We start from the raw sequence: 23784 nt of genomic DNA, 5'->3' as shown, positions 1-23784 counted from the left end.
CCGCACCCCGACCACGACCCACAACCGCAACCCAGACCCCGCACCCCGCCGGGAGGCCACCCGCCCCGGACGCGTGATCCGCGGAACACCTCCCGGCCCTGTGCAAGTGCGGTTACCCGTAAGTAGCATAGGATCGGAAAGCGCGCCCGCAGCAGAGTCACCACCGCACCCCGGAGGAGAGCCATCGTGCCTCGTACCATCAGGGATGTCGTCTTCGTCGACGGCGTCCGCACCCCGTTCGGCAAGGCGGGCCCGAAGGGCATCTACCACGAGACCCGGGCGGACGACCTGGTCGTGAAGGCGATCCGGGAGCTGCTGCGCCGCAACCCGGACCTCGACCCCGCGAAGATCGACGAGGTCGCCATCGCCGCGACCACCCAGATCGGTGACCAGGGCCTGACCATCGGCCGTACCGCCGGTATCCTCGCCGGGCTGCCGCAGTCCGTCCCCGGCTACTCCGTCGACCGCATGTGCGCGGGCGCGATGACCGCCGTGACGACCACCGCCGGCTCCATCGCCTTCGGCGCGTACGACGTCGTCGTCGCCGGCGGTGTCGAGCACATGGGCCGCCACCCGATGGGCGAGGGCGTCGACCCGAACCCGCGCTTCGTCTCGGAGAAGCTCGTCGACGAGTCGGCCCTGTTCATGGGCATGACGGCGGAGAACCTGCACGACCGCTTCCCGCACATCACCAAGCAGCGCGCCGACGAGTACGCCGTGCGCTCGCAGGAGAAGGCCGCGAAGGCGTACGCGAACGGCAAGATCCAGCAGGACCTGGTGCCGATCTCCGTACGCCGCACCAGCCCCGAGGGCGGCGAGACGGGCTGGGGCCTGGCCACCGCGGACGAGCCGATGCGCCCCGGCACCACGCTGGAGTCGCTGGCCGGTCTCAAGACCCCGTTCCGCCCGCACGGCCGGGTCACGGCCGGCAACGCGGCGGGCCTCAACGACGGCGCCACCGCCTCGCTGATCGCCTCCGAGGAGTTCGCACGCGAGGCCGGGCTGCCGGTCAAGATGCGCCTCGTGAGCTACGCGTACGTGGGTGTGGAGCCCGAGGTCATGGGCTTCGGTCCGATCCCGTCGACCGAGAAGGCCCTCGCCAAGGCCGGTCTGTCGATCGGTGACATCGGCCTGTTCGAGATCAACGAGGCTTTCGCCGTACAGGTGTTGGCCTTCCTGGACCACTACGGCATCGCCGACGACGACCCGCGGGTCAACCAGTACGGCGGCGCCATCGCCTACGGCCACCCGCTCGCGTCCTCCGGCGTACGGCTGATGACGCAGCTGGCCCGGCAGTTCGAGGAGCAGCCGCAGGTCCGCTACGGCATCACCACCATGTGCGTCGGCTTCGGCATGGGCGCGACGGTCGTCTGGGAGAACCCGCACTTCGACGGAGGAAACAAGTGAGCACCGCTGAACTCCTGAAGGGCGCGGCCGAGCTGTTCCCGGACGAGGTCGTCACCCAGGCGCATGTGCGCCACATCGAACTCCCCGGCACAGTGGGCACGTTCGCGCTCATCACGCTGGACAACGGCCTGGACCACACGAAGCCGACGACGTTCGGGCCGCAGTCGCTGGCCAACGTCGACGCGGCGATCACCCAGGTCGAGGCCGAGGCCGCCGAGGGCCGGATCGTCGGTGTCGGTGTCACCGGCAAGCCGTTCATCTTCGCCGTCGGCGCCGACCTCAAGGGCGTCGAGCTGCTGAAGCGGCACGAGGACGCGCTGGCCATCGGCAAGGGCGGCCACGACGTCTTCAAGCGGCTGGCGGCGCTGGCGGTACCGACGTTCGCGTACTACAACGGCGCCGCGATGGGCGGTGGCGTCGAGATCGGGCTGCACTGCACGTACCGCACCGTCTCCGCCGCGCTGCCCGCGTTCTCGCTGCCCGAGGTCTTCCTCGGTCTCGTTCCGGGCTGGGGCGGCTGCACGCTGCTGCCGAACCTGATCGGCGCCGACCGCGCGGTCACGGTGATCATCGAGAACTCGCTCAACCAGAACAGGCAGCTCAAGGGCGCGCAGGTCTACGAACTGGGCATCGCCGACGCCCTGTTCGAGGGTGCGGACTTCCTGGAGCAGTCACTGCTGTGGACCGCCTCGGTCCTGAGCGGCGCGCTGAAGGTGGAGCGTCCCGAGATCGACCGGGGCGCGGCCTGGGACCAGGCCGTCGAGCGCGGCAGGTTCGTCGCCGACTCCAAGGTGCACGGCGCGGCCCCGGCCGCCTACCGGGCGCTGGACATCATCGCCGCCGCCAAGGACGGTGACCTCCAAGCGGGTTACGACGCCGAGGACACCGCGCTCGCCGACCTGATCATGGGTGGTGAACTGCGGGCCGGGATCTACGCGTTCAACCTCGTGCAGCGCCGTGCCAAGCGCCCGGCGGGCGCGCCCGACAAGTCACTGGCACGGCCGATCACCAAGGTGGGCGTGGTCGGAGCAGGTCTGATGGCCTCTCAGCTCGCGCTGCTGTTCCTGCGCCGACTCGAAGTGCCCGTGGTACTGACGGACATCGACCAGGAGCGGATCGACAAGGGTGTGGGCTACGTCCACACCGAGATCGACAAGCTGCTCGGCAAGGGCCGGATCAACCAGGACAAGGCCAACCGCTACAAGGGCCTGGTCACCGGAGTCCTGGACAAGGCCGACGGTTTCGCCGACGCCGACTTCGTCATCGAGGCCGTCTTCGAGGAGATGGGCGTCAAGCAGCAGGTGTTCGCGGAGATCGAGGCGGTCGCCCCGGCGCACGCGATCCTCGCCACCAACACGTCGTCGCTGTCGGTCTCGGAGATGGCATCGAAGCTGAAGAACCCGGAGCGGGTCGTCGGCTTCCACTTCTTCAACCCGGTGGCGATCCTGCCGCTGCTGGAGATCGTGCGGGGCGAGCAGACCGATGACGCGTCGCTGGCGACGGCGTTCGGTGTCGCGAAGAAGCTGAAGAAGAGCGCGGTGCTGGTGAAGGACGCCCCGGCGTTCGTCGTCAACCGCATCCTCACCCGCTTCATGGGCGAGATCCAGAACGTCATCGACGAGGGCACCCCGGTCACCGTGGCCGAGCGGGCGGTCGAGCCGCTCGGTCTGCCGATGTCGCCGCTGGTCCTGCTCGAACTGGTCGGCCCCGCGATCGGGCTCCATGTCTCCGAGACCCTCAACCGGGCGTTCCCGGACCGCTTCACGGTCTCGGGGAACCTGGCGGCGGTGGTGAAGGCCGGCAAGCGGGGCTTCTACGTCCACGACTCCGGGAAGCCGGAGCTGGACCCGGAGGTCGTGGCGCTGCTCAAGCAGGGCGACACGGTGCTGACGGAGGAGCAGACGCGGGCGCGTGTGCTGGACGCGGTGGCGCAGGAGATCGGTCTGATGCTGGACGAGGGCGTGGTGGCCGAGGCGCAGGACATCGACCTCTGCCTGCTGACCGGAGCGGGGTGGCCGTTCCATCTGGGCGGTATCACGCCGTACTTGGACCGGGAGGGCGTCTCGGAGCGGGTGAACGGGAGGAAGTTCCTGGAGCCGGGGGTGGCGAGCGTCCCGGCGTAGCGGGCCCCGAGGGTGCCGTGACCGGGCCGGGCGGGAGTCTCATCTCCGGCCCGGCCCCTGCCCGTTCGCCCTCAGACGCCGGGCGGGCTTGGTTTCCGGCTCGGTCGGCACACATCAGCCCGTCCGGCGACTGAGGACAACGCCCCGCCCGGTGGGCGTGTTCAGACCCGGGACCAGGCCTCCAGGGCCAGGCCCGGCTCCGCCTTCTGGCGGGAGACCCGCAGGCCGCCGTCCTTCGCGATCACCGCCATCACCACCCTGCCGCGCCCGTCGAGCGCCAGCGCCGGCGCGCCCACGCACTCCTCGCCCGTGGGGGTCCAGGTGACGCCCGCCGACTCGTTCTCCGTCGGGTACGCGGCCAGCGCGGGGCGGCCGTCGAGTCCGCGCTGCGCCAGGATCGTGCAGTCGTGGCCGTCAACGGGCGTACGGAGCAGGGCGATCGGTCCCGTGCCGGGGCCGCCCAGCGGCGCGGTCTCGCCGGATTCGAGACGCCAGGCGTGGACCGTGCGGTCGTCGGTGTCGCGCCAGTAGTGCGTGAGGCGGTCGGCGCCGGTGCGTTCCGAGGCGAGTGTGCCGGGGGTGACACGCGCCGCGAAGCTCTTGAGGTCGCGCTCGGCCTTCGCCGCCACCTTCGGCTGCCGCCAGCGCATGACCGCGTTGTCCGTCGGGCCGAGGACCTCGATCAGACCGTCCTCACCGACGACGGCCGCCGCCTCACCGGTCATCCTGGACCCCTTGAGGTCCGCCCAGGTGAGCCACGCTCCGCTGGGCTTCTGGATCCGGCACGACAGGCCGCGGCCCGCGTTACGGGCGAACAGGTGCAGCGAGCCGTTCGGGTCGATCACCGCCGAGGGCAGGCCGAGCAGCCCGCCGCGGGCGAGGTCCTTCGGGTAGGGCGTCCCGAGTGCCTGCCAGTCGCGCAGCGGCCGGCCGGTCTGGAACTGGACGGCGTACACGACGTCCGTGCGCAGCTGGCCGCCCTCGGCGGGCTTGCGGCGCAGGCCCACCAGATGGACGTAGCCCTGGGTGCCGCCGGCGATGGAGAGGTAGGGCAACAGGCCGGGGGCCGGGAGGAGTTCGGGGCCGGTCCAGCTCGGTCCACCGAGGCGGTCCTCCGTCCACCGCAGCACGCCGTCCTCGGTGGGCGCGTACGCGGTGAGCCTGCCGTCCTTGCCGCGCAGCAGCCAGCCGGTGGTCGCGGGCAGTGTCTCGTCGACCGTGGGGAGGGGCGTGGAGTCGGCCGGCCGGCCGGCGGTGTCCGGGGCCTCGCCGGGGGCGCGTCCGGATCGTTTCGACGTCCGTGCGGACCGCAGTGCCATGACCCACTGCCACCTTCCCAGCGCATGAAATTTCCCCGACGATAGCATTCGCGGGCGAACGGGAACCGTACCGTCCCCGACCGGTTGTGGCACGCTCCCGAGGTGCGGATTCTACTGATTGTCGACGGGGCCAACGTGGTTGGTTCGGTGCCCGACGGATGGTGGCGCGACCGGCGTGCGGCGGCCGAGCGGCTGCGGGACCGGCTGGTGCCCGTCGCCGGGGACGGGCTGCCCGGCGCGGGGGCTCCGGGTCCGCTGGAGACGGTGCTGGTGGTGGAGGGGCGGGCGCGGGGTGTGGAGTCGGTGCCCGGGGTGCGGGTGGAGTCGGCGCCGGGCAGTGGTGACGACCTGATCGCCGAACTGGCGCGCGGCGCCGGGGACCGCGCGTGTGTCGTCGTCACCGCCGACCGCGAGCTGCGGCGCCGGGTGGAGGCGTACGGGGCGCGCTGTGTGGGTCCCCGGACGGTGCGTCAACTCCCGGACGGGCGTGCGTAGAAGACGGTGCCGTCGACCGACCCGGGGAGCTGCTCGTAGCCGGCCAGCAGCCGCCGCAGGGTGGGGACGCGTTCGGGGGCGTACGGCTTGCCCCGTGAGTCGTCGACGATCAGTTCGGGCGGTCGCGCCCTCATCTCGGCGGCGAAGACCCGCCAGGCGCCCGGCACCGCGTACGCCTCGCCGACCTGGGGGCCGTCCCTGCCGCCGCTGAAGTTGGTGAGCAGCCCGGCGGTCAGATAGCGGCTGGCGGCCGGGCGGTCGGCGAGCCGGTAGATCTCCGGGTGTATCCCCCACACGAGGACGCGGTCGGCGGGGTCGGTGTGTTCGCGTACGGCGGTGGCGACGCGGTCGGAGTGGTCGAGCTCCGAGCGGGGCGCGACGGTGGCCCAGAGGACGAACAGCGCGCAGGCACAGGCCGGGACCGCCAGGACCGATCTGAGCCGTTCGGGGCGCGGCGAGCGCAGCGCGGCGGTCACCAACAGGGTGATGGGCGGCGTGAGTTGGAGGAAGTAGTGGCCGAAGAAGTGGAAGCCGACGGCGACGGCTCCGGCGGAGGCGGCGAACCAGATCCAGAGGTCGGTGAGCTTCCCGGCCGGGCGCGGGATGGTGCGCAGGGCCCTGCGGAGCGGCGGGACGACACCGGCGCAGGCGAGGCAGAGGATCGCGGAGTTCACGAACGCGCGGACGAGTACGTGGAGTTCGGAGCCGGTCAGGGAGAAGGCGTAGGACCCCGATCCGGTGACGGTCCAGAAGAGGAAGCCCGCCGGGTCGGTCACGAGGGCCGCGGCGAGAACGGGGACGGCGAAGCCGGCCGCCGTACGGGGCAGGCCCGTTCGGCGGCCGGTGGGGTCGTGCGCCCGCCAGAGGAGCCACAGGACGGGGACGAGGACCACGCCGCCGGTCTGCTTGGTGAGGAACGCCCCGGCGACCGCTACTCCGGCGGCGCCCCAGCGGCCCCGGTCGGCGCAGAGGACGGCCGCCGCCGTCCACGGCAGTATGAAGACCTCGAAGGTGGTGGCCTGGGTGTCCTGCGGGATGAACCCGACGGAGATCAGCAGGAAGAGCACCCCGGCCGTGACGCCGGAGCGGTCGCCCCAGCGGCGCCGGGCGAAGGCGGCGAGCAGGGCGGCCGTGGTGAACTGGGCGGCGATCGCGAGGAGTTTCATCGTGTGCTGCGATCCGTCGCCGAAGACCGTGTACGTCGCCTCGTACAGCCACGGCAGCAGGGGCGGCTTGCGGTCGACGACCGTCACGTACAGCTCGCCGCCGTGTGCCAGTATCCGGGCCTGTACGGCGAGGTAGCCCTCGTCCGGGCTCCAGAAGGGGTGCAGGAAGGACGGGAGCCGGATGGCGAGGGCCAGGGCGGCCAGCAGGGGCAGCAGCCTGCTCCAGTAGCCGTACACGGCCTTTCCGGCGGGCCGGGGTCCTCGGGGGCCCGGCCCGGTCGGCGAGAGGGGTGGTGCGGCGGACTGCGGCTCGGCGGACATGCGCGCGGACTTTCGTGCGGATCGGACTGAGGAGGCGTCAGCCCGATTTGCCCAGGCGGCTGTTGCGCCGGCCGTAGACGAAGTACACGACCACGCCGACGGCCATCCAGATGGCGAAGCGCAGCCAGGTCTCGGCCGGCAGGTTGAGCATCAGCCACAGGGAGGCGAGCACGGACAGGGCGGGCAGCCAGGGCACCAGCGGGGTGCGGAAGGCCCTGGGGAGGTCGGGGCGGGTGCGGCGCAGGATGACGACGCCGATCGCGACGACGACGAAGGCGAAGAGCGTGCCGATGTTCACCAGGGAAGCCAGTTCCTCGATGCTGGTGAAGCCCGCGACGATCGCGATGACCACGCCGAGCAGCACCGTCGAGCGGTACGGGGTGCGGAACGTGGGGTGGACGCGGGAGAAGAACCGCGGGAGCAGCCCGTCACGGCTCATCGCGAAGAACACGCGGGTCTGGCCGAGCAGCAGGATCATGCACACGGTGGTGAGGCCGACGGCGGCTCCGAAGCTGATGACGCCCGCGTAGAACGGGTGCCCGGTGGCTTTGAAGGCGTCGGCGAGCGGTGCGTCCACGGTGAGCCGGGTGTAGTGCTGCATGCCGGTGACGACGACGGACACGGCGACGTAGAGCACGGTGCAGATGAGGAGTGAGCCGAGGATGCCGCGTGGCATGTCGCGCTGCGGCAGCTTCGTCTCCTCGGCGGCCGTGGCGACGATGTCGAAGCCGATGAAGGCGAAGAAGACGACGGAGGCGGCGGTGAAGATGCCCATGACGCCGAAGTTGGTGGGCGCGTACCCGAACATCAGCTGGATCAGCGGGGAGTCGAGACCGGCGCCGGCGGGCTGCTCCTGGGCCTTGGGGATGAACGGCGAGTAGTTCTTGGCGTCGATGAAGAACGCCCCGGCGACGATGACGATGAGGACGACGGCCACCTTGATCGCCACGACGACCGCGGTGACCCGGGCGGAGAGCTTCATTCCGAGGACGAGGATCCCCGTCAGCAGCAGGACCAGCAGGAAGGCCAGGAGGTCGAAGCCGAAGCCGGTCTCCTCGCTGGTGCCGGCGAGCGCGTCGGGCAGGTGCCAGCCCGCGTTGTCGAGCAGCGACTGCACATAGCCGGACCAGCCGACGGCCACCACGGCGGTGGCGAGAGCGAATTCGAGGACCAGGTCCCAGCCGATGATCCAGGCGGGCAGTTCGCCGAGCGAGGCGTAGCTGAAGGTGTAGGCGGACCCGGCCACGGGGACGGTCGAGGCGAACTCGGCGTAGCAGACGGCCGCGAGGGCGCAGACGATGCCGGCGGCGACGAAGGCGAGGGCGGTCGCGGGGCCCGCGTTGTCCTTGGCGACGGCGCCGGTGAGGACGAAGATGCCGGTGCCGATGATGACACCGACGCCGAAGACCGTCAGATCGAGCGCGGAGAGCGACTTCTTGAGCGCGTGCTCCGGCTCCTCGGTGTCCTGGATGGACTGCTCCACGGTTTTCGTGCGGAACATCGAGTTCTTCCTGGGCCCCGTGTCGTGCTGGGTGCTCACCGGCGTACCTCCGAGTGTGGTTGCCGCCATGATCGAGAGGTGGTCGGCGGCCGGGTACCCGGAAGGGGCTTTTTCACACGGATGAGCCGGCCGGACCACCCGTACAGGGAGTCCGGCCGGCTCGTCCGACGTTCTGTTCGGTCGGGTCAGTCGCGGGCGATCTCCTCGGCGGGCAGCGCCCCGGACATGCGGCCGTCGATCCTCGACACGAGTCCGGTGACCTGGCGGGCGATGTCCGGCGCCGTCAGGCCGATCTCGGCGAGGAGTTCCTTGCGCGAGGCGTGGTCGAGGAAGCGGGCCGGGATGCCGAAGTCCCGCAGGGGGATGTCGACCCCGGCGTCCCGCAGGGACTGGGCGACGGCCGAACCGACGCCGCCCGCGCGGCTGTTGTCCTCGACGGTGACGACGACCCGGTGTCCCTCGGCGAGCGGCGCGAGCGCCTCGTCGACGGGCTTGACCCAGCGCGGGTCGACCACGGTGGTCGAGATGCCCTGCTTGTCGAGGAGGTCGGCGATCTCCAGGCACATCGGGGCGAGCGCGCCGACCGACACGAGCAGCACGTCGGCGCCGCCGGTGCCCTCCGCCGGCCTGCGCAGCACGTCCATGCCGCCGACCGTGCCCACGGCGGCGACCGCGGGACCGACGGCGCCCTTGGAGAAGCGCACCACGGTCGGCGCGTCGTCGACCTGGACGGCCTCCCGGAGCTGGGCCCTGACCTGGTCGGCGTCGCGCGGGGCGGCGATGCGCAGATTGGGCACGCACTGGAGGATCGACATGTCCCACATGCCGTTGTGGGAGGCGCCGTCGGTGCCGGTGATACCGGCGCGGTCGAGGACGAACGTCACACCGCAGTCGTGCAGCGCGACGTCCATCAGGACCTGGTCGAAGGCGCGGTTGAGGAAGGTCGCGTAGACCGCGAAGACGGGGTGCAGTCCGCCGGTGGCCAGACCGGCCGCCGACACCGCGCCGTGCTGCTCGGCGATCCCCACGTCGTAGACACGGTCGGGGAACGCCTTGGCGAACTTCTCCAGGCCGACGGGCTGGAGCATCGCGGCGGTGATGGCGACGATGTCGGCGCGCTCGTTGCCGAGTTTGACCATCTCCTCGCCGAACACCGAGGTCCAGTCGACGCCCGAACTGGCGATGGGCAGGCCGGTGTCGGGGTGGATCTTGCCGACGGCGTGGAAGCGGTCGGCCTCGTCCTGGAGCGCGGGCTGGTAGCCGCGGCCCTTCTCGGTGAGGCAGTGGATGATGACGGGGCCGCCGAAGCGCTTGGCGCGCTGGAGGGCCGATTCCAGGGCCTCCAGGTCGTGTCCGTCGATCGGGCCGACGTACTTGAGGCCGAGGTCCTCGAACATGCCCTGCGGGGCGATGAAGTCCTTGAGGCCCTTCTTCGCGCCGTGCAGCGTCTCGTAGAGAGGGCGGCCGACGACCGGGGTGCGTTCCAGGATGTCCTTGCCGCGGGCCAGGAAGCGCTCGTAGCCGTCGGTGGTGCGCAGGGTCGCGAGATGGTCCGCGAGGCCGCCGATGGTGGGCGCGTAGGAGCGCTCGTTGTCGTTGACGACGATGACGAGCGGGCGGTCCTTGGCGGCGGCGATGTTGTTCAGCGCCTCCCAGGCCATGCCGCCGGTGAGCGCGCCGTCGCCGATGACGGCGACCACGTGGTCCTCGCGGCCCAGGACCTGGTTGGCCTTGGCGAGGCCGTCGGCCCAGCCGAGGACGGTCGAGGCGTGCGAGTTCTCGATGATGTCGTGCTCGGACTCGGCCCTGGACGGGTAGCCCGACAGGCCGCCCTTGCCCTTGAGTCTGGAGAAGTCCTGACGTCCCGTGAGCAGCTTGTGCACATAGGACTGGTGGCCGGTGTCGAAGAGGACCTTGTCCTTCGGCGAGTCGAAGACCCGGTGCAGGGCGATCGTCAGCTCGACGACCCCGAGGTTGGGACCGAGGTGTCCGCCCGTCTTGGAGACGGCGTCGACGAGGAAGGACCGGATCTGAGCGGCGAGCCGGTCCAACTGCTCGGGGCCGAGGTGGTCCAGATCACGCGGGCCCTTGACCCGGGCCAGCAGGTCCCATCCGTCGCCCACCGCCGCCTCGGGCGGTCGTGCTGCGCGCGGCTGTGTCACCGTGCCTCCTTGCGTTGAACGATCTGGCGTACCGGTCCGCCGAGTCTAATGTTCCCGTCGGGACGGGCGTCATCGGGCGGCGCGTCATTCACCGTACGAGCATCTGTACGCATGACGGTCACACCTGCCCCGAAAACGCGTCCGGGACACGAACATGCCCGGCACCGGGGGTCCGGTGCCGGGCACGACGTGCGACGACGGGCGTCAGGCGCGACCCGCGGTCTTCTGGGTCTTCCGGGTGACGGCGTCGATGACGACGGTGGCGAGAAGCACACCACCGGTGATCATGTACTGGATCGGCGAGGCGATTCCCTGGAGCGCCAGTCCGTACTGGATCGACGTGATGACGAGCACACCGAGCAGCGCGTTCCAGGTGCGGCCCCGGCCGCCGAAGAGGCTGGTGCCGCCGATGACGGCCGCCGCGATGGCGTTCATCAGCAGCTCACCGGCGCCGGCGCCCTGGTTGGCGGAGGTGATCTTCGAGGCGATGAAGAGACCGCCGATCGCGGCGAAGGTGCCCGCGATCGAGAAGACCGCGATCCGCACGCCGACGACGCTGATGCCCGCGCGGCGGGACGCCTCGACGCTGCCGCCGAGCGCGAAGACCTTGCGGCCGAAGCTGGTGCGGCGCAGTACGAAGTCCGTCAGCACCAGGACGACCAGGAAGATCAGCACGGCCAGGGGCAGGCCCTTGTACTGGTTGAACATGATCGCCACGGCGAAGGCCAGGACGGCCAGCAGCGCCGTACGGACGATGATCTCGCTCAGCGGCCGCGAGGGCACACCGGCGGCGGCGCGGCGGCGGTTGTCGAAGAACGACGACAGGAAGAAGCCGACCACGGCGATCACCGCGAGCGCGTAGGCGGCGGCGACGTCGGAGAAGTAGTAGCCGGTCAGCTTGGCTACCAGACCCTCGGAGTCCAGGTTGATGGTGCCGTTGTCGCCGAGGATCTGGAGCATGAAGCCGTTCCAGAACAGCAGACCGGCGAGGGTGACGGCGAACGCGGGCACGCCCACCCGGGCGAAGAAGAAGCCGTGGACGGCGCCCGCCGCCGCGCCGGTCAGGATGGCGAGGACCAGCGCGATCCACTCCGCCATGCCGTGGGTGACGGCGAGGACCGCGAAGGTGGCGCCCGCCACACCGCTGACGGAGCCGACCGACAGGTCGATCTCGCCGAGCAGCAGGACGAAGACGATGCCCACCGCGATCATGCCGGTGCCGACCATGGCGACGGAGATGTCGGAGAGGTTGCCGGCCGTCAGGAAGTTCGAGTTCAGGCTGGTGAAGATCGCCCAGATGACGATCAGGCCGATGACGACGGGTATCGAACCGAGGTCGCCGCCGCGCATCTTGCGCTTGAACTCCGACAGATAGCCGGCGAAGCCCTGCTCGCGCACGAGGAGCCGGGGGTCCACCGCGACGGTGGTCGCGCCGGCCGCCGGGGCGGGCGCGTCGTCGGCGGTGCCGACGGGTGCGGAGGTCTTGTCCAAGCTCACTTCTTAACCTCCACGGTGCGCGCCGCGCGGCGGGTCACGGCGTTGTCCGTGGCACCGGTGATCGCGGAAATGATGTCCTCCTGCGACGTGCTGGCGACGTCGAAGAAGCCGTTGTTGCGGCCCAGCCTGAGCACGGCGACCTTGTCGGCGACCGCGCGGACGTCCTCCATGTTGTGGCTGACGAGGATCACGGCGTAGCCGCGCTCGCGCAGCCGCTCGACCAGGTCGAGGACCTGGGCGGTCTGCTCGACGCCGAGGGCCGCGGTGGGCTCGTCGAGGATCACGAGCTTGGGCTCGCCGAGCATGGAGCGGGCGATGGCCACGGTCTGGCGCTGGCCGCCGGAGAGCGAGGCGATCGGGATGCGGACGCTGGGGATGCGGATCGACAGCGTGTTGAGGAGCTCGCGGGCGCGGCGCTCCATCTCGACCTCGTTGAGGACACCCCAGGAGCGCAGCTCCCTGCCGAGGTACAGATTGCCCACGACGTCGAGGTTGTCGCAGAGCGCGAGGTCCTGGTACACCGTCGCCACGCCCAACTCCTGGGCGTCGTGCGGCTTGTTGATCGCGACCGGCCGGCCTCCCCACTCGATGACACCGTCATCGATGGGGTGGACTCCGGCGATCGTCTTGACGAGCGTCGATTTGCCGGCGCCGTTGTCGCCCACGAGGGCGACGACCTGTCCGGCCTGGACCTCAAGCTCTACGTCGGTGAGCGCCTGCACGGCACCGAACCGCTTGGAGACCCCTCGCAACGCCAGCACGGGCGTAGCGGTCACGTAAACCATCTCCTTCGCCGCCTGGCCGGCGGGGATACCGCGCCCGGGGGGTGGGGGCGCGGGGGTCGAGCAGAAGAGAGGACTGCGGGGGACACGGGAAAAGCCTTGAAGTGGTCCGTCCGGCGCCCCGCCCGGTAGCGGGACAGTGTGAGGGCGGGGCGCCGGACAGGCTTCAGGGCGGGTTTCCGCGGGTCGGACCGGTCGGTTACTTGACCCCGGCGGCGTCGCACTTGGACTTGAACTTCGCCGTGCAGATCTCGTCGACGGTGTAGATGCCGTCCTTGATGACCGTGTCGTTGATGTTGTCCTTGGTCAGCGAGACGACCGGGACGAGGACCGACGGGATGCCCTTGGTGGTGGCGCTGTCGAGCTTCGTCTTGGCGATCGAGTCCAGGGTCTCGCCCTTGGCGACCTTCACGGCCATCTCGGCGGCGACGGCGGCCTCGGCCGGGTACGGCTTGTAGACGCTCATGAACTGCTCACCGGCGACGATGCGCTGCACGCCGGCGAGTTCGGCGTCCTGGCCGGTGACCGGCGGGAGCGGGTTGATGCCGGCGCCCTTGAGCGCGGTGATGATGCCGCCCGCCATGCCGTCGTTGGCGGAGTAGACGCCGACGATCTTGTCCTTGCCCAGGGCCGAGATCGCGCCCTCCATGTTGGCGTTGGCGTTCTCCGGCTTCCACTCCTTGGTGTCGTACTCCTTGCCGATCGTCACCTTGCCGTCGAGGACGGACTTGGCGCCCTTCTTGAAGAGGGCGGCGTTCGGGTCGGTGATGGCACCGTTCATCATCACGATGTCACCGTCCTTCGCCTTGGGGCCCAGCTCGTCCAGGAGCGCCTGGCCCTGGACGCGGCCGACCTCTTCGTTGTCGAAGGAGACGTAGCCGTCGATCGGACCCTCGGCGAGGCGGTCGAAGGCGATGACGGGGATGCCGGCGTCCTTGGCCTTCTTGACCGAGCCCGCGATGGCCTTGGAGTCCACGGCGTCCACGATCAGCGCGTCGACCTTGTTGGTGACCATGGTGTCGGCCTGCTGGTTCTGCGTCGACGCGTCCTGCTTGGCGTTGGCGTAGACGACCTTGCCGGTGCCGTCGGTCAGTTCGCTGACCCGCTTCTCGATCAGCGGCTTGTCGAACTTCTCGTAGCGCGCGGTCTGGTTCTCGGGAAGGAGCAGACCAATGGTGAGCGGGCCGTCCTTCTCCTTCGACGACTCCTTCGCGGAATCGCCGGACTCCTTGGCGCTTCCACAGGCGGCGAGCGAGACGGCCATAGCGGTGGCGGCGGCGGCCACGGCAGCACGTCGGAGATGTGCGTTCACTTCAGAAACCTCCCTGACGAGGCCGCGACGTTGCGGCCGAGGTGGCTGGAAGTCAACTCCGCCTCGGACGCAGCGTCAAGGAGTAAATCCTTAACGAGATGACAACGGTGCCATTCGTTATCTAAGTGAAGACAGGCGAGCCGACGGGCAGCGTGCTCTCCAACAGGGTCGAATCGCCCATTTCGCTCAGTACGAGTGCGAGCGCGCCGAGCACTTCGGCGCGTCCGCCGAGGGCTCCCGGAAGCACCGAGAGCTGTCTGGCCGCACTCGGGATCGCGTACCGGGAGACCGACTCCCTTATGGGCGCGAGGACCAGCTCCCCAGCCTCCGCCAAATCACCGCCGAGCACCACCCGGCTGGGGTTGAGCAGATTGCAGAGGTTCGCGACGCCGCTGCCGATGTGGCGGCCGACGTCGGCGACCACCCGGCGGCAGCCGGGATCACCCTCCCTGGCGAGCTGCACGACGCGCTCCATGGTCAGATCGCGGCCGTGGCTGGACCTGAGCAGCGGCAGTACGTAGCGGGCCGCGGTGAAGGTCTCCATGCAGCCCCGGTTGCCGCAGCGGCAGACGGGGCCCGACTCGTCGAGCGTGATGTGCCCGATCTCACCCGCCGTACCGCCCGGCCCCCGGTAGATCTGGCCCTCTATGACCAGGCCGGCGCCGACACCGCTGGCGACCTTGATGTACGCGAGGTCCTTCACGCCCCGGCCGCTCCCCCAGACCAGCTCGCCGAGGGCGCCCAGGTTGGCGTCGTTGTCCACGTACACCGGCACCCCAAGCCGGCCCGCCAGCTCCTCGCCCGGGTTGATCCCCGTCCAGCCCGGCAGGATCGAGGTCGAGCCGAGCGTGCCCGAGACGACGTCGATCGGGCCCGGCACCCCGAGACCCACGCCGATGACCTTCTGACGGCCGATCCCGGTGGCCTCGATCAGCCTCTCCACCAGCTCCTCGGCCCGGCCGAAGCCGTAGGCCGACGAGGCGTCCACGTCGAGCGGCTCGGACTCCTCGGCGAGCACCTGGTGGGCCAGATTGCCGACGGCCACCCGCAGATGCGTGTGGCCGAAGTCGACGCCGATGACGATGCCCGCGTCACCGCTGAGCGAGACGCTGCGGGCCCGGCGGCCCCCCGCCGAGGTGGGTGTCACCTCGACGGTGCCGCCCTCCCTGAGCTCGCGGACGATGTTGGAGACCGTGGCCGCCGACAGTCCGGTGCTCCGGGCGATCTCCGCCTGGGTGAGCGAGCCGGCCATGCGCACCGCGCGCACGACCCGCTCCAGATTCGCCCGGTGCAGAGACGACTGCGACCCTGGAGTCTCCACAACTGATCCACTCCTGCCCTTGGCAGGCGGCACGACCACCGCCCCCGGCCGGGGTCGCGCCTATGAAACCCCGACGTATCTCCAACTTGTGAACTCTAAGCTCAGCCTTTGGGGCCGCTTCCCGTCAAGACCTTGAGCAGTGCCGGACTCGGATGAGCACCGTTCTTACGCATCTGACCTGCGAACATCCCCGATTTGGCGAATTCAACAGGGGTCTGGTGGCGAAAAACAGTCCATCGGCTCGGGATGGATACCGAACGAACCCCCGCCGCGTGGTCGCCGCACGGTCGCCGCGCGGTCCCGGAACACGGCGAACCGCCCCCCGGCGGGAGGCCGGAGGGCGGTGCGGTGGAGCGGCGGGACCGGAGGGGCGGCGCGGGCGCCCGGAGGGGCTGCGCCGCTACTTGAGCGCCCCCGCCGTCAGACCCGCGACGACCTGACGCTGGAAGATGATGTAGGCGGCGAGCACCGGCAGCATCGCCATCACCAGTCCGGCGAACAGCCCGGAGTAGTCGCCCTTGTAGCCCTGGCTGACCGCGAGCTGCACCAGGCCCTGCGAGAGCACCTTCTTGTCCGGGTCGGTGTTGAGCACCGTCGGCAGCATGTACTGGTTCCACTGGCCGAGGAAGTTGAAGATCCCCACGCTGATCAGACCCGGCTTGGCCATCGGCAGCATGATCTGGAAGAACGTCCTGGTGTGCGAGGCGCCGTCGATGATCGCCGCCTCCGCCACCGAGGTCGGCAGCGTCCTGAAGAAGGACGACAGGAAGAAGACCGTGAACGGCAGCGAGTAGGCGATGTACACCAGGATCAGACCGTGCGTGGTGTTCAGCAGCCCCATGTTGTTCATGACGAAGAACAGCGGGACCAGCGCCAGGATGATCGGGAAGCTCATCCCTCCGATGAAGAGGAAGTAGATGAGACGGTTCCCGGGGAACTCGAAGCGCGCCAGGACGTACGCCGCCATCGAGCCGAGCACCAGCGTGCCGACCAGTGAACCCCCCACCACCAGGATGGTGTTGAGGAAGTAGTCGCTCATGTGCGCCTGGGTCCAGGCCCGTGACCAGTTCTCGAAGTGGAGCTTGTCCGGCAGCGCCCACGGCGAGCTGAAGATGGAGTTGTCGTCCTTGAAGGAGGACATCACCGCCCACAGCAGCGGCAGGACGACCAGCAGCGCCCAGATGACCAGCACGCCGTGCGAGAAGACGTTGAGGACGGTGCCCTCGCGCTTGTCCCTCTCCGGTACCGCGCCGGTCCTGGTCACCGGCGGCCGGTCCCGCGGCTCCTCGGCCAGGGCGGCGGGAGTTGTGTCAGTGGTCTTCATCAGAACTCCAGCCGCTCGCGCCGGCCCAGCTTCGTCACGACTGCCGCGAAGGACAGCGTCACCACGAGCAGAGCGACACCGATCGTTGTGGCATAACCGGCCTGGGCGTCTCTGAAGGCCGTTTGGTAGACGTACAGCGGCAGGACCGTCGTCGAGTAGTCGGGTCCGCCACCGCCCGGCCCCACGGTCATGATCTGTACGACCGCGAACGCCTCGGCGCCGAGCGCCAGGATGCCCATGTAGATCCAGCCCGCCTGCACGGTGTCCCAGAGCAGCGGAAGCGTGATCTTGAAGAAGGTCGTGAACCGGTCCGCTCCGTCGAGCAGCGCCGCCTCGTAGTAGTCCTTCGGAATGGAGGCCATTCCGGCGGAGAAGAGGACGACGAAGAAACCGACCGTGCTCCAGATCAGCACCGCCATCACGCACCAGAGCGCGAGATCCGGGTCACCCAGCCAGAGCGGCTGGATGCTGTCCAGACCCACCGCGGAGAGTGCCGCGTTGATCGCGCCGCTCTCCGGGTTGTAGGCGAACTGGAAAAGCAGGGCGACGATCGCGATGGAGAGGACCTGCGGGAAGAAATACGCGATTTTGTAGAAACCCGAACCGCGTACACCCGTGATCGTCGCGCCTTTCCGCTGCCGCCCGCCGACATTGATCATGAAGGCGAGGAACAGGGCGAGGGCGAGCGTCACCAGCGGCAGCAGCAGCACGAACAGCACGCTGTGCTGCAACGACTTCCAGAAGATGTCGTCGTCGAACATCTTCGTGTAGTTGTCGAAGCCCACCATCTTGAAGTCGGAACTCAGCCCCGTCCAGTCCGTGAACGAGTAGTAGATGGACTGGATGAACGGCCATATGACGAAGATCGCGTACAACGCCAAGGGGGCGACCAAGAACCCCACGATGAACCGGTATTTACCGTGCTGCATGGATCCGACCCCGATCTGTGTGCGGATGCCGCCGCTGGTGACGCCTGCTCACTGGTGCTTGTAGTGCTTGATGGACTGGTCCTTCGCGGCGGCATCCGCGTAGCCCTGGATCTTCTTGATGGTCTCGGCGGGGGTGGCGCGCCCGGCCATCATCTCGCCGAGTCCGGCGACACCGATCTGCTCCTTCTGGAGCTTGACGTACCAGTCCTGGATACGCGGGTTGACGACGTTCTCGCCCGCCTTCTCCAAGGTGGCGACGGCCGACTTGAGGCCGGGCGTCAGCTCGATGCCGTCCGTGCCGCCGTTGAGGGCGGTCAGCGACTTCACCTGCGAGGTGAAGTTCTTCGAGGACTCCTCGCTGAGCATGATGCGCAGCAACTCCATGCCGCCCTGGGGGTTCTTGGCCTTCTGCGGGACGATGAAGGGCTCACCGCCGGACGCCCAGAGGGTACCGAAGGGCAGCTTGTCGGAGGCGTCCATGCTGGACGGCGCGCCGACGGCGAGGTTGAAGTCGGCGGGCATGGTCTTGGCCGCCTCGTTCTCCACCCACGAACCGTTGGGGATGAAGAGCGCCTTGCCCTTGCTCCACGCGGTCTGCGACTGGATGTGGTCCAGGCCGGGGGTGCCCTGGAGGATGTAGCCCTTCTTGAACAGCTCGTAGTACGCCTCGAAGGCCGTCTTGACGGCCGGGTCCTTCCAGGCGTTCGGCTCCAGGTTGTCGATCTTGTCGAGGACCTCGACGCCACCGATCTTGGCGATCAGCGGGTAGAGCGAGAACGGGATGTAGTACGGGTGCTTGCCCGCGTACGTCCAGCCGGCGATGCCCTTCTTCTTCGCCTTGGCGCAGAGCGCGAGCATGTCGTCCCACGTCTCCGGGTACGTCGCGTCGAGGTCCTCCAGGGCCTTCTGCGAGTACCAGACACCGTACACCGTGTAGGCGTAGTACATGATCCAGACGGGGTCGCCGTCGAACTGGCCCATCTCGACGATGCCGGGGCGCAGGGTGTCGCGGACCTTCTTGGCCGGGTCGTCGTACGACGGGGCGTCCATCAGGGCCGTGAGGTCGGTCAGCTGCTTCTTGCCGACCAGGACGCCCATGTCCATCTGCTCGGCGCCGGAGTTGTCGATCAGGTCCGGCGGGGTGCCGCCGTTGAACCTCGGCTGGAGCGTGGACTGGATCTTCTCGGTGGCCGCGTGCTTGACCTTCGGGGCCTTCGGGAAAGCCTCGTTGTACCGCTTCTCCGCGTCGATGGCGTACTGCTCGCCGAAGCCGCCGTTGAAGATGACGACGTCGAGCTGTGCCGTCTCGTTGGCTCCGAGGGGGTTCTTCGCCGAGGTCTTGCCCTTCTCGACCTTCTCGTCGCCGCCGCTGTCGCTGCTCGCGCAGGACGCCAGGAAACTCATCGTCGGTACGGTGATCAGGCCGACTGCGGCTGAACGCTTGATCAGATCACGACGGCCAAGGCCCTCATTGGTGTGAGCGGAGGTGGATCCCATGCTCAAGTCCTCGCCTTCTCCAGGACTCAGGCGGTGTACCGGTCGCCCGTCCTTCTCGCCTGAGGCAGAAGGGCCCCGCCACCGCGGTCAAATGAAGCTGGGTCGTGCAGGATTGTGGTGCTGATTGGCGTGTGTGTCGCCCGTGCTGTCGTGCGTGGAGCGTGGTGCGTGATTACAGCAGGGACGGCCCGAATGGATGTCGGCGGGGTGCTTCCCGGCACCCAACCGTCCCCCGTCTCCCGGTCCTTCGCCGCTGGAAACCCGGCGAGGCGGACGCCGACAGGTATAGTCCACTTCACGCCGACTGAGCAAGATCGAAAGCAGGTTTGGGCGGGAGTCTTTCCCTAGTTGAGACCTGGGACGGGTTTCAGCGGCCCCGTGCGGCATCCGTACGGATCTCGCCGTATTTTCCGGATCGCGCGTGCGCGATATCCGGACCACTCGCGCGCTCCCGGCACGGGCCCTCGGACGCTCCCGGCGTGGCCGGTCAGGTGCACATTCCATGAATCACCTCGGGCAGAATGGCCTGTTCTCGTCATCTCAGTTCGGCAACACCCTTGACACCTTGCACCGCTTGTATCACTACTTAACCCGCGCATCATTTTTGACAACGTTGTCCATCATGCTTCCGGAAAGAGGAAGGCTCGGGATGCAGCGCACACCAAGACCCCGGCTCACGCGGCGCCGCAACGCCGCCCTGCTGGCTGTGTCTTCACTGCTCGTCGTCACCGCACCGTCGGCGGCCGTGGCACAGCCCGCGAAGGCCGACGCGGCGAAGGACTCCTTCGCGTCGTCCTTCGAAGAGGGCGACACCCAGCCGGACTGGCGCAATACGGTCGATACCGGACCTGACGGCAAGAAGCGGTCCTCCGGCGTGAACGGCGAGTTCAACGCCGGCATACCGGGCAATGTCACCGACCGGGTCGTGGAGCTGCGGGCCAGCGACGAGAACACGAACTCCGGTGAGGGCAAGGAGAACCTGGTCGACGTCCAGTCCAGCACGAAGTGGCTGGCCTTCGAACCGACCGCCTGGGTCGAATTCGACCTGGACACACCCGTCAAGGTCGTGACCTACGCGCTGACCTCGGCGAACGACCACGCCGAGCGCGACCCGAAGGACTGGACCCTCAAGGGATCGCCGGACGGGAAGGACTGGAAGACCCTCGACACCCAGGTGGACCAGACCTTCGGCGAGCGATTCCAGACAAAGTCCTACGACTTCGACAATTCCACCGAGTACGCGCACTACCGGCTGGAGATCACCAAGAACAACGGCGCCGGTGACGCCACCCAGCTCGCCGACGTCCAGTTCTCCGACGGCGACACCACGACGCCGCCGCCCGCGGACATGCGCAGCCAGGTCGACGGCGGCCCGGGCGGCTCCCCCACCGCCAAGTCCAACGCCGGGTTCACCGGCAAGCGCGCGCTGGAGTACGCCGGTTCGCACCAGCCGGAGGGGCGCGGCTACTCGTACAACAAGGTCTTCGACGTCAACACCCGCGTGCGCGCGAACACGGAGCTGTCGTACAAGATCTATCCCGCCATGCCGGAGACCGACCTCAACTACCCGGCCACGAACGTGTCGGTGGACCTCGCCTTCACCGACGGCACCTACCTGAGCGATCTGAAGGCCCTCGACTCGCACGGCGGCCCGCTCACCCCGCAGGGCCAGGGCGCCGCGAAGCGGCTGTACGTGAACCAGTGGAACGCCGTCGCCTCCCGGATCGGCTCCGTCGCCGCCGGAAAGACGGTGGACCGGATACTCGTGGCGTACGACTCCCCCAAGGGCCCGGCGAAGTTCCAGGGCTGGGTGGACGACATCGCGCTGGCGGTGAAGGCCCCCGAGAAGCGCCTCGCGCACCTCTCGGACTACGCCTCCACCACGCGCGGCACCAACTCCAGCGGCTCCTTCTCGCGCGGCAACACCTTCCCGGCCACGGCCGTGCCGCACGGCTTCAACTTCTGGACGCCGGTGACGGACGCGGGGTCGACGAGCTGGCTGTACGAGTACGCGCGCGGCAACAACGGCGACAACCTCCCCACCCTGGAGGCGCTGTCCGCGAGCCACGAGCCGAGCCCGTGGATGGGCGACCGGCAGACCTTCCAGCTGATGCCGTCGGCGGCCGGCGGCACTCCGGACGCGTCGCGCTCCGAGCGCGCGCTGCCGTTCCGCCACGAGAACGAGATCGCCAGGCCGCACTACTACGGCGTGACGTTCGAGAACGGTCTCAAGGCGGAGATCACCCCGACCGACCACGCCGCGGCGATGCGGTTCACCTACCCCGGTGACGACGCGAGCGTCGTCCTCGACAACATCACCAACGCGGGCGGACTGACCCTCGACCCCGGGAACCGGTCCTTCACCGGCTACTCGGACGTCAAGAGCGGTCTGTCGGCGGGCGCCACCCGGATGTTCGTGTACGGCGTCTTCGACGCGGAGGTCACCGACAGCGGCAAGCTGCCGGGCGGCGGCGGCAAGGACGTCACCGGCTTCCTGCGCTTCGACGCGGGCCAGGACCGCACGGTCAACCTGCGGATAGCGACCTCGCTGATCAGCGTCGACCAGGCGAAGAAGAACCTGGCGGACGAGCTGCCGGCCGACCTCGGCTTCGAGCGGGTCGAGAAGAACGCGCAGCGGGCCTGGGACGGCGTGCTGGGGAAGGTGGAGGTCGAGGGCGCGAACAAGGACCAGCTCACGACGCTCTACTCCAGCCTCTACCGGCTCTACCTGTACCCCAACTCCGGTTTCGAGAACACGGGTACGAAGCAGAAGCCGAGGCAGCAGTACGCGAGCCCCTTCGTACCGAAGATGGGGACCGACTCCCCCACCCACACGGGCGCGAAGATCGTCACGGGTGAGGTGTACGTCAACAACGGCTTCTGGGACACCTATCGGACGACGTGGCCCGCGTACTCCTTCCTGACGCCGAAGAAGGCGGGCGAGCTGGTGGACGGCTTCGTCCAGCAGTACAAGGACGGCGGCTGGATCTCCCGCTGGTCCTCCCCCGGCTACGCGGACCTGATGACCGGCACCAGCTCGGACGTGGCCTTCGCCGACGCCTACGTCAAGGGCGTCGACTTCGACGCGAAGGCGGCGTACGAGGCGGCGCTGAAGAACGCGACGGTGAAGCCGCCGAGTTCGGGTGTGGGCCGCAAGGGGATGGAGACCTCGCCGTTCCTCGGCTACGCCTCCACGGAGACCCATGAGGGCCTGTCATGGTCGCTGGAGGGCTACCTCAACGACTACGGCATCGCGGAGATGGGCCGGAAGCTCTACCGGGAGACGGGCAAGAAGCGGTACCAGGAGGAGTCCGAGTACTTCCGCAACCGCGCGCAGAGCTATGTCACGCTCTTCGACAAGGACGCGGACTTCTTCCAGGGCCGCAACCTGAAGGGCGACTGGCGGGTCCCGAGCGACAAGTACGACCCGCGGGTGTGGGGTTACGACTACACCGAGACGAACGGCTGGGGCTACGCCTTCACCGCGGCCCAGGACTCCCGCGGTCTGGCCAACCTCTACGGCGGACGGGCCGGTCTCGGCGACAAGCTGGACGAGTACTTCGCGACGCCGGAGACCGCGGGCGCCGAGTTCGTGGGCTCGTACGGCGGTGTCATCCACGAGATGACGGAGGCGCGGGACGTCCGGATGGGCATGTACGGCCATTCGAACCAGGTCGCGCACCATGCCACGTACATGTACAACGCGGCCTCGAAGCCCTGGAAGACGCAGGAGAAGGTCCGCGAGGTGCTCGGCCGCCTCTACACCGGCAGCGAGATCGGGCAGGGCTACCACGGCGACGAGGACAACGGCGAGCAGTCGGCCTGGTTCCTCTTCTCCGCGATGGGCTTCTACCCGCTGGTGATGGGCAGCGGGGAGTACGCGGTGGGCTCGCCGCTCTTCACGAAGACGACGGTGCACCTGGAGAACGGCAGGAAGCTCGTCGTCTCCGCGCCGAAGAACAGCGACAAGAACGTCTACGTACAGGGTCTGAAGGTCAACGGCAAGGCGTGGAACTCCACGGCGCTGCCGCACGACCTGCTCGCCAAGGGCGGCACGCTGGAGTTCGACATGGGCGCGAAGCCGTCCGCGTGGGGCACCGGCAAGGACGCGGCGCCGGTGTCGATCGCCAAGGACGACAAGGTGCCGTCGCCGCGCACCGACGCCCTGACGGGCACGGGCGCGCTCTTCGACAACTCGTCGAAGACGGCGGGTCCGGCGGCCGGCGAGGTGAAACTGCCGGTGTCGTCGGCGACGAAGGCGGTCCAGTACACGCTGACGTCGTCCACGGCGGAGAAGTCACCGGCCGCCTGGGAGTTGCAGGGTTCGGCGGACGGCGAGAGCTGGAAGACGCTCGACAGGCGCTCCGGCCAGAGCTTCGACTGGGACCAGCAGACGCGGGCGTTCACGGTGGCGTCGCCAGGGTCGTACGCGAGGTACCGCCTGGTGACGAAGGGTCAGCCGGAACTTTCGGAGGTGGAGTTGCTGCGGTAGCCGGGTGACCCGGGAGGCTCCCGGCGTACGACGAGGGGGGGGGGGGGGGGGGGGGGGGGGGGGGGGGGGGGGGGGGGGGGGGGGGAGGGGTTGCCGGCTGCTATGGGCAGCGGTCCTGGCGGGGGGCCAGGCGGCG

Annotated in this window: 15 protein-coding genes; 4 read left to right on the top strand and 11 right to left on the bottom strand. The window is 69.0% G+C overall.

The genetic code is table 11. From position 1 onward, the window contains the following. Nucleotides 1–186 precede the first annotated feature (186 nt). Entirely contained in the window at nt 187–1407 is a 1221-nt protein-coding gene (locus ACZ61E_RS02250) for a thiolase family protein (RefSeq protein ID WP_469696834.1), read from the top strand. Continuing rightward, complete coding sequence (locus ACZ61E_RS02245) at nt 1404–3530, top strand: 3-hydroxyacyl-CoA dehydrogenase NAD-binding domain-containing protein (RefSeq protein ID WP_469696833.1); 2127 nt, start codon at nt 1404–1406, stop codon at nt 3528–3530. The genes ACZ61E_RS02250 and ACZ61E_RS02245 overlap by 4 nt, the downstream gene beginning before the upstream one ends. Before the next feature lie 161 nt (nt 3531–3691). On the opposite strand, the gene ACZ61E_RS02240 is transcribed toward ACZ61E_RS02245, so the two are convergent. After that, nucleotides 3692–4849 (bottom strand): PLL family lectin, encoded by a 1158-nt coding sequence (locus tag ACZ61E_RS02240; RefSeq protein WP_469696832.1) that lies wholly within the window; start codon nt 4847–4849, stop codon nt 3692–3694. 102 nt (nt 4850–4951) lie between these two features. On the opposite strand from ACZ61E_RS02240, the gene ACZ61E_RS02235 reads away from it, so the two are divergent. Then, complete coding sequence (locus ACZ61E_RS02235) at nt 4952–5344, top strand: PIN domain-containing protein (protein WP_469696830.1); 393 nt, start codon at nt 4952–4954, stop codon at nt 5342–5344. On the opposite strand, the gene ACZ61E_RS02230 is transcribed toward ACZ61E_RS02235, so the two are convergent. The 10 genes from ACZ61E_RS02230 to ngcE all read right to left on the bottom strand — a co-directional run bounded on the left by ACZ61E_RS02230 (nt 5320) and on the right by ngcE (nt 19156). Beyond that, nucleotides 5320–6831 (bottom strand): glycosyltransferase family 39 protein, encoded by a 1512-nt coding sequence (locus ACZ61E_RS02230; protein ID WP_469696828.1) that lies wholly within the window; start codon nt 6829–6831, stop codon nt 5320–5322. The genes ACZ61E_RS02235 and ACZ61E_RS02230 overlap by 25 nt on opposite strands. Before the next feature lie 37 nt (nt 6832–6868). After that, nucleotides 6869–8371, bottom strand: a complete 1503-nt coding sequence (locus tag ACZ61E_RS02225; protein ID WP_469696827.1) for an amino acid permease — start codon at nt 8369–8371, stop codon at nt 6869–6871. Nucleotides 8372–8517: 146 nt separating this feature from the next. After that, nucleotides 8518–10455 (bottom strand): 1-deoxy-D-xylulose-5-phosphate synthase, encoded by a 1938-nt coding sequence (gene dxs, locus ACZ61E_RS02220; RefSeq protein WP_469697124.1) that lies wholly within the window; start codon nt 10453–10455, stop codon nt 8518–8520. 243 nt (nt 10456–10698) lie between these two features. Then, nucleotides 10699–11991 carry a sugar ABC transporter permease gene (locus ACZ61E_RS02215; protein WP_469696825.1) on the bottom strand — a complete coding sequence of 431 codons (1293 nt, stop codon included), beginning with the start codon at nt 11989–11991 and terminating at the stop codon, nt 10699–10701. After that, nucleotides 11988–12776, bottom strand: a complete 789-nt coding sequence (locus ACZ61E_RS02210; RefSeq protein WP_469696823.1) for an ATP-binding cassette domain-containing protein — start codon at nt 12774–12776, stop codon at nt 11988–11990. Before ACZ61E_RS02210 ends, ACZ61E_RS02215 begins: the two co-directional genes overlap by 4 nt. Before the next feature lie 196 nt (nt 12777–12972). After that, a complete protein-coding gene (locus ACZ61E_RS02205; protein ID WP_469696822.1) occupies nt 12973–14085 on the bottom strand; it encodes a substrate-binding domain-containing protein in 1113 nt (370 codons plus the stop codon). 121 nt (nt 14086–14206) lie between these two features. Next, a complete protein-coding gene (locus ACZ61E_RS02200) occupies nt 14207–15406 on the bottom strand; it encodes an ROK family transcriptional regulator (protein ID WP_242572660.1) in 1200 nt (399 codons plus the stop codon). A 400-nt stretch (nt 15407–15806) separates the two neighbouring features. After that, on the bottom strand, nt 15807–16730 hold the full coding sequence (locus tag ACZ61E_RS02195) for a carbohydrate ABC transporter permease (RefSeq protein WP_469696820.1): 924 nt from the start codon (nt 16728–16730) through the stop codon (nt 15807–15809). Beyond that, entirely contained in the window at nt 16730–17659 is a 930-nt protein-coding gene (locus ACZ61E_RS02190; protein ID WP_469696819.1) for a carbohydrate ABC transporter permease, read from the bottom strand. The genes ACZ61E_RS02195 and ACZ61E_RS02190 overlap by 1 nt, the downstream gene beginning before the upstream one ends. Nucleotides 17660–17707: 48 nt before the next feature. Then, entirely contained in the window at nt 17708–19156 is a 1449-nt protein-coding gene (ngcE, locus tag ACZ61E_RS02185) for an N-acetylglucosamine/diacetylchitobiose ABC transporter substrate-binding protein (RefSeq protein WP_469696818.1), read from the bottom strand. Between the two features lie 649 nt (nt 19157–19805). Here ngcE and ACZ61E_RS02180 point away from each other — a divergent pair. Further along, nucleotides 19806–23648 carry a GH92 family glycosyl hydrolase gene (locus ACZ61E_RS02180; RefSeq protein ID WP_469696816.1) on the top strand — a complete coding sequence of 1281 codons (3843 nt, stop codon included), beginning with the start codon at nt 19806–19808 and terminating at the stop codon, nt 23646–23648. The last annotated feature ends 136 nt before the right edge of the window (nt 23649–23784 follow it).

The organism is Streptomyces sp. NPDC104581 (assembly GCF_055583685.1).
The sequence above is the reverse complement of the archived record's forward strand: the minus strand, read 5'-3'. Positions and strand labels throughout refer to the sequence as shown.

Excerpts from the sequence above, each read along its gene's own strand:
- ACZ61E_RS02240 (WP_469696832.1), bottom strand. The coding sequence starts at position 4,849 with ATGGCACTGCGGTCCGCACGGACGTCGAAACGATCCGGACGCGCCCCC.
- ACZ61E_RS02230 (WP_469696828.1), bottom strand. The coding sequence starts at position 6,831 with ATGTCCGCCGAGCCGCAGTCCGCCGCACCACCCCTCTCGCCGACCGGG.
- ACZ61E_RS02210 (WP_469696823.1), bottom strand. The coding sequence starts at position 12,776 with ATGGTTTACGTGACCGCTACGCCCGTGCTGGCGTTGCGAGGGGTCTCC.
- ACZ61E_RS02195 (WP_469696820.1), bottom strand. The coding sequence starts at position 16,730 with ATGAAGACCACTGACACAACTCCCGCCGCCCTGGCCGAGGAGCCGCGG.
- ACZ61E_RS02190 (WP_469696819.1), bottom strand. The coding sequence starts at position 17,659 with ATGCAGCACGGTAAATACCGGTTCATCGTGGGGTTCTTGGTCGCCCCC.
- ngcE (WP_469696818.1), bottom strand. The coding sequence starts at position 19,156 with ATGGGATCCACCTCCGCTCACACCAATGAGGGCCTTGGCCGTCGTGAT.
- ACZ61E_RS02180 (WP_469696816.1), top strand. The coding sequence starts at position 19,806 with ATGCAGCGCACACCAAGACCCCGGCTCACGCGGCGCCGCAACGCCGCC.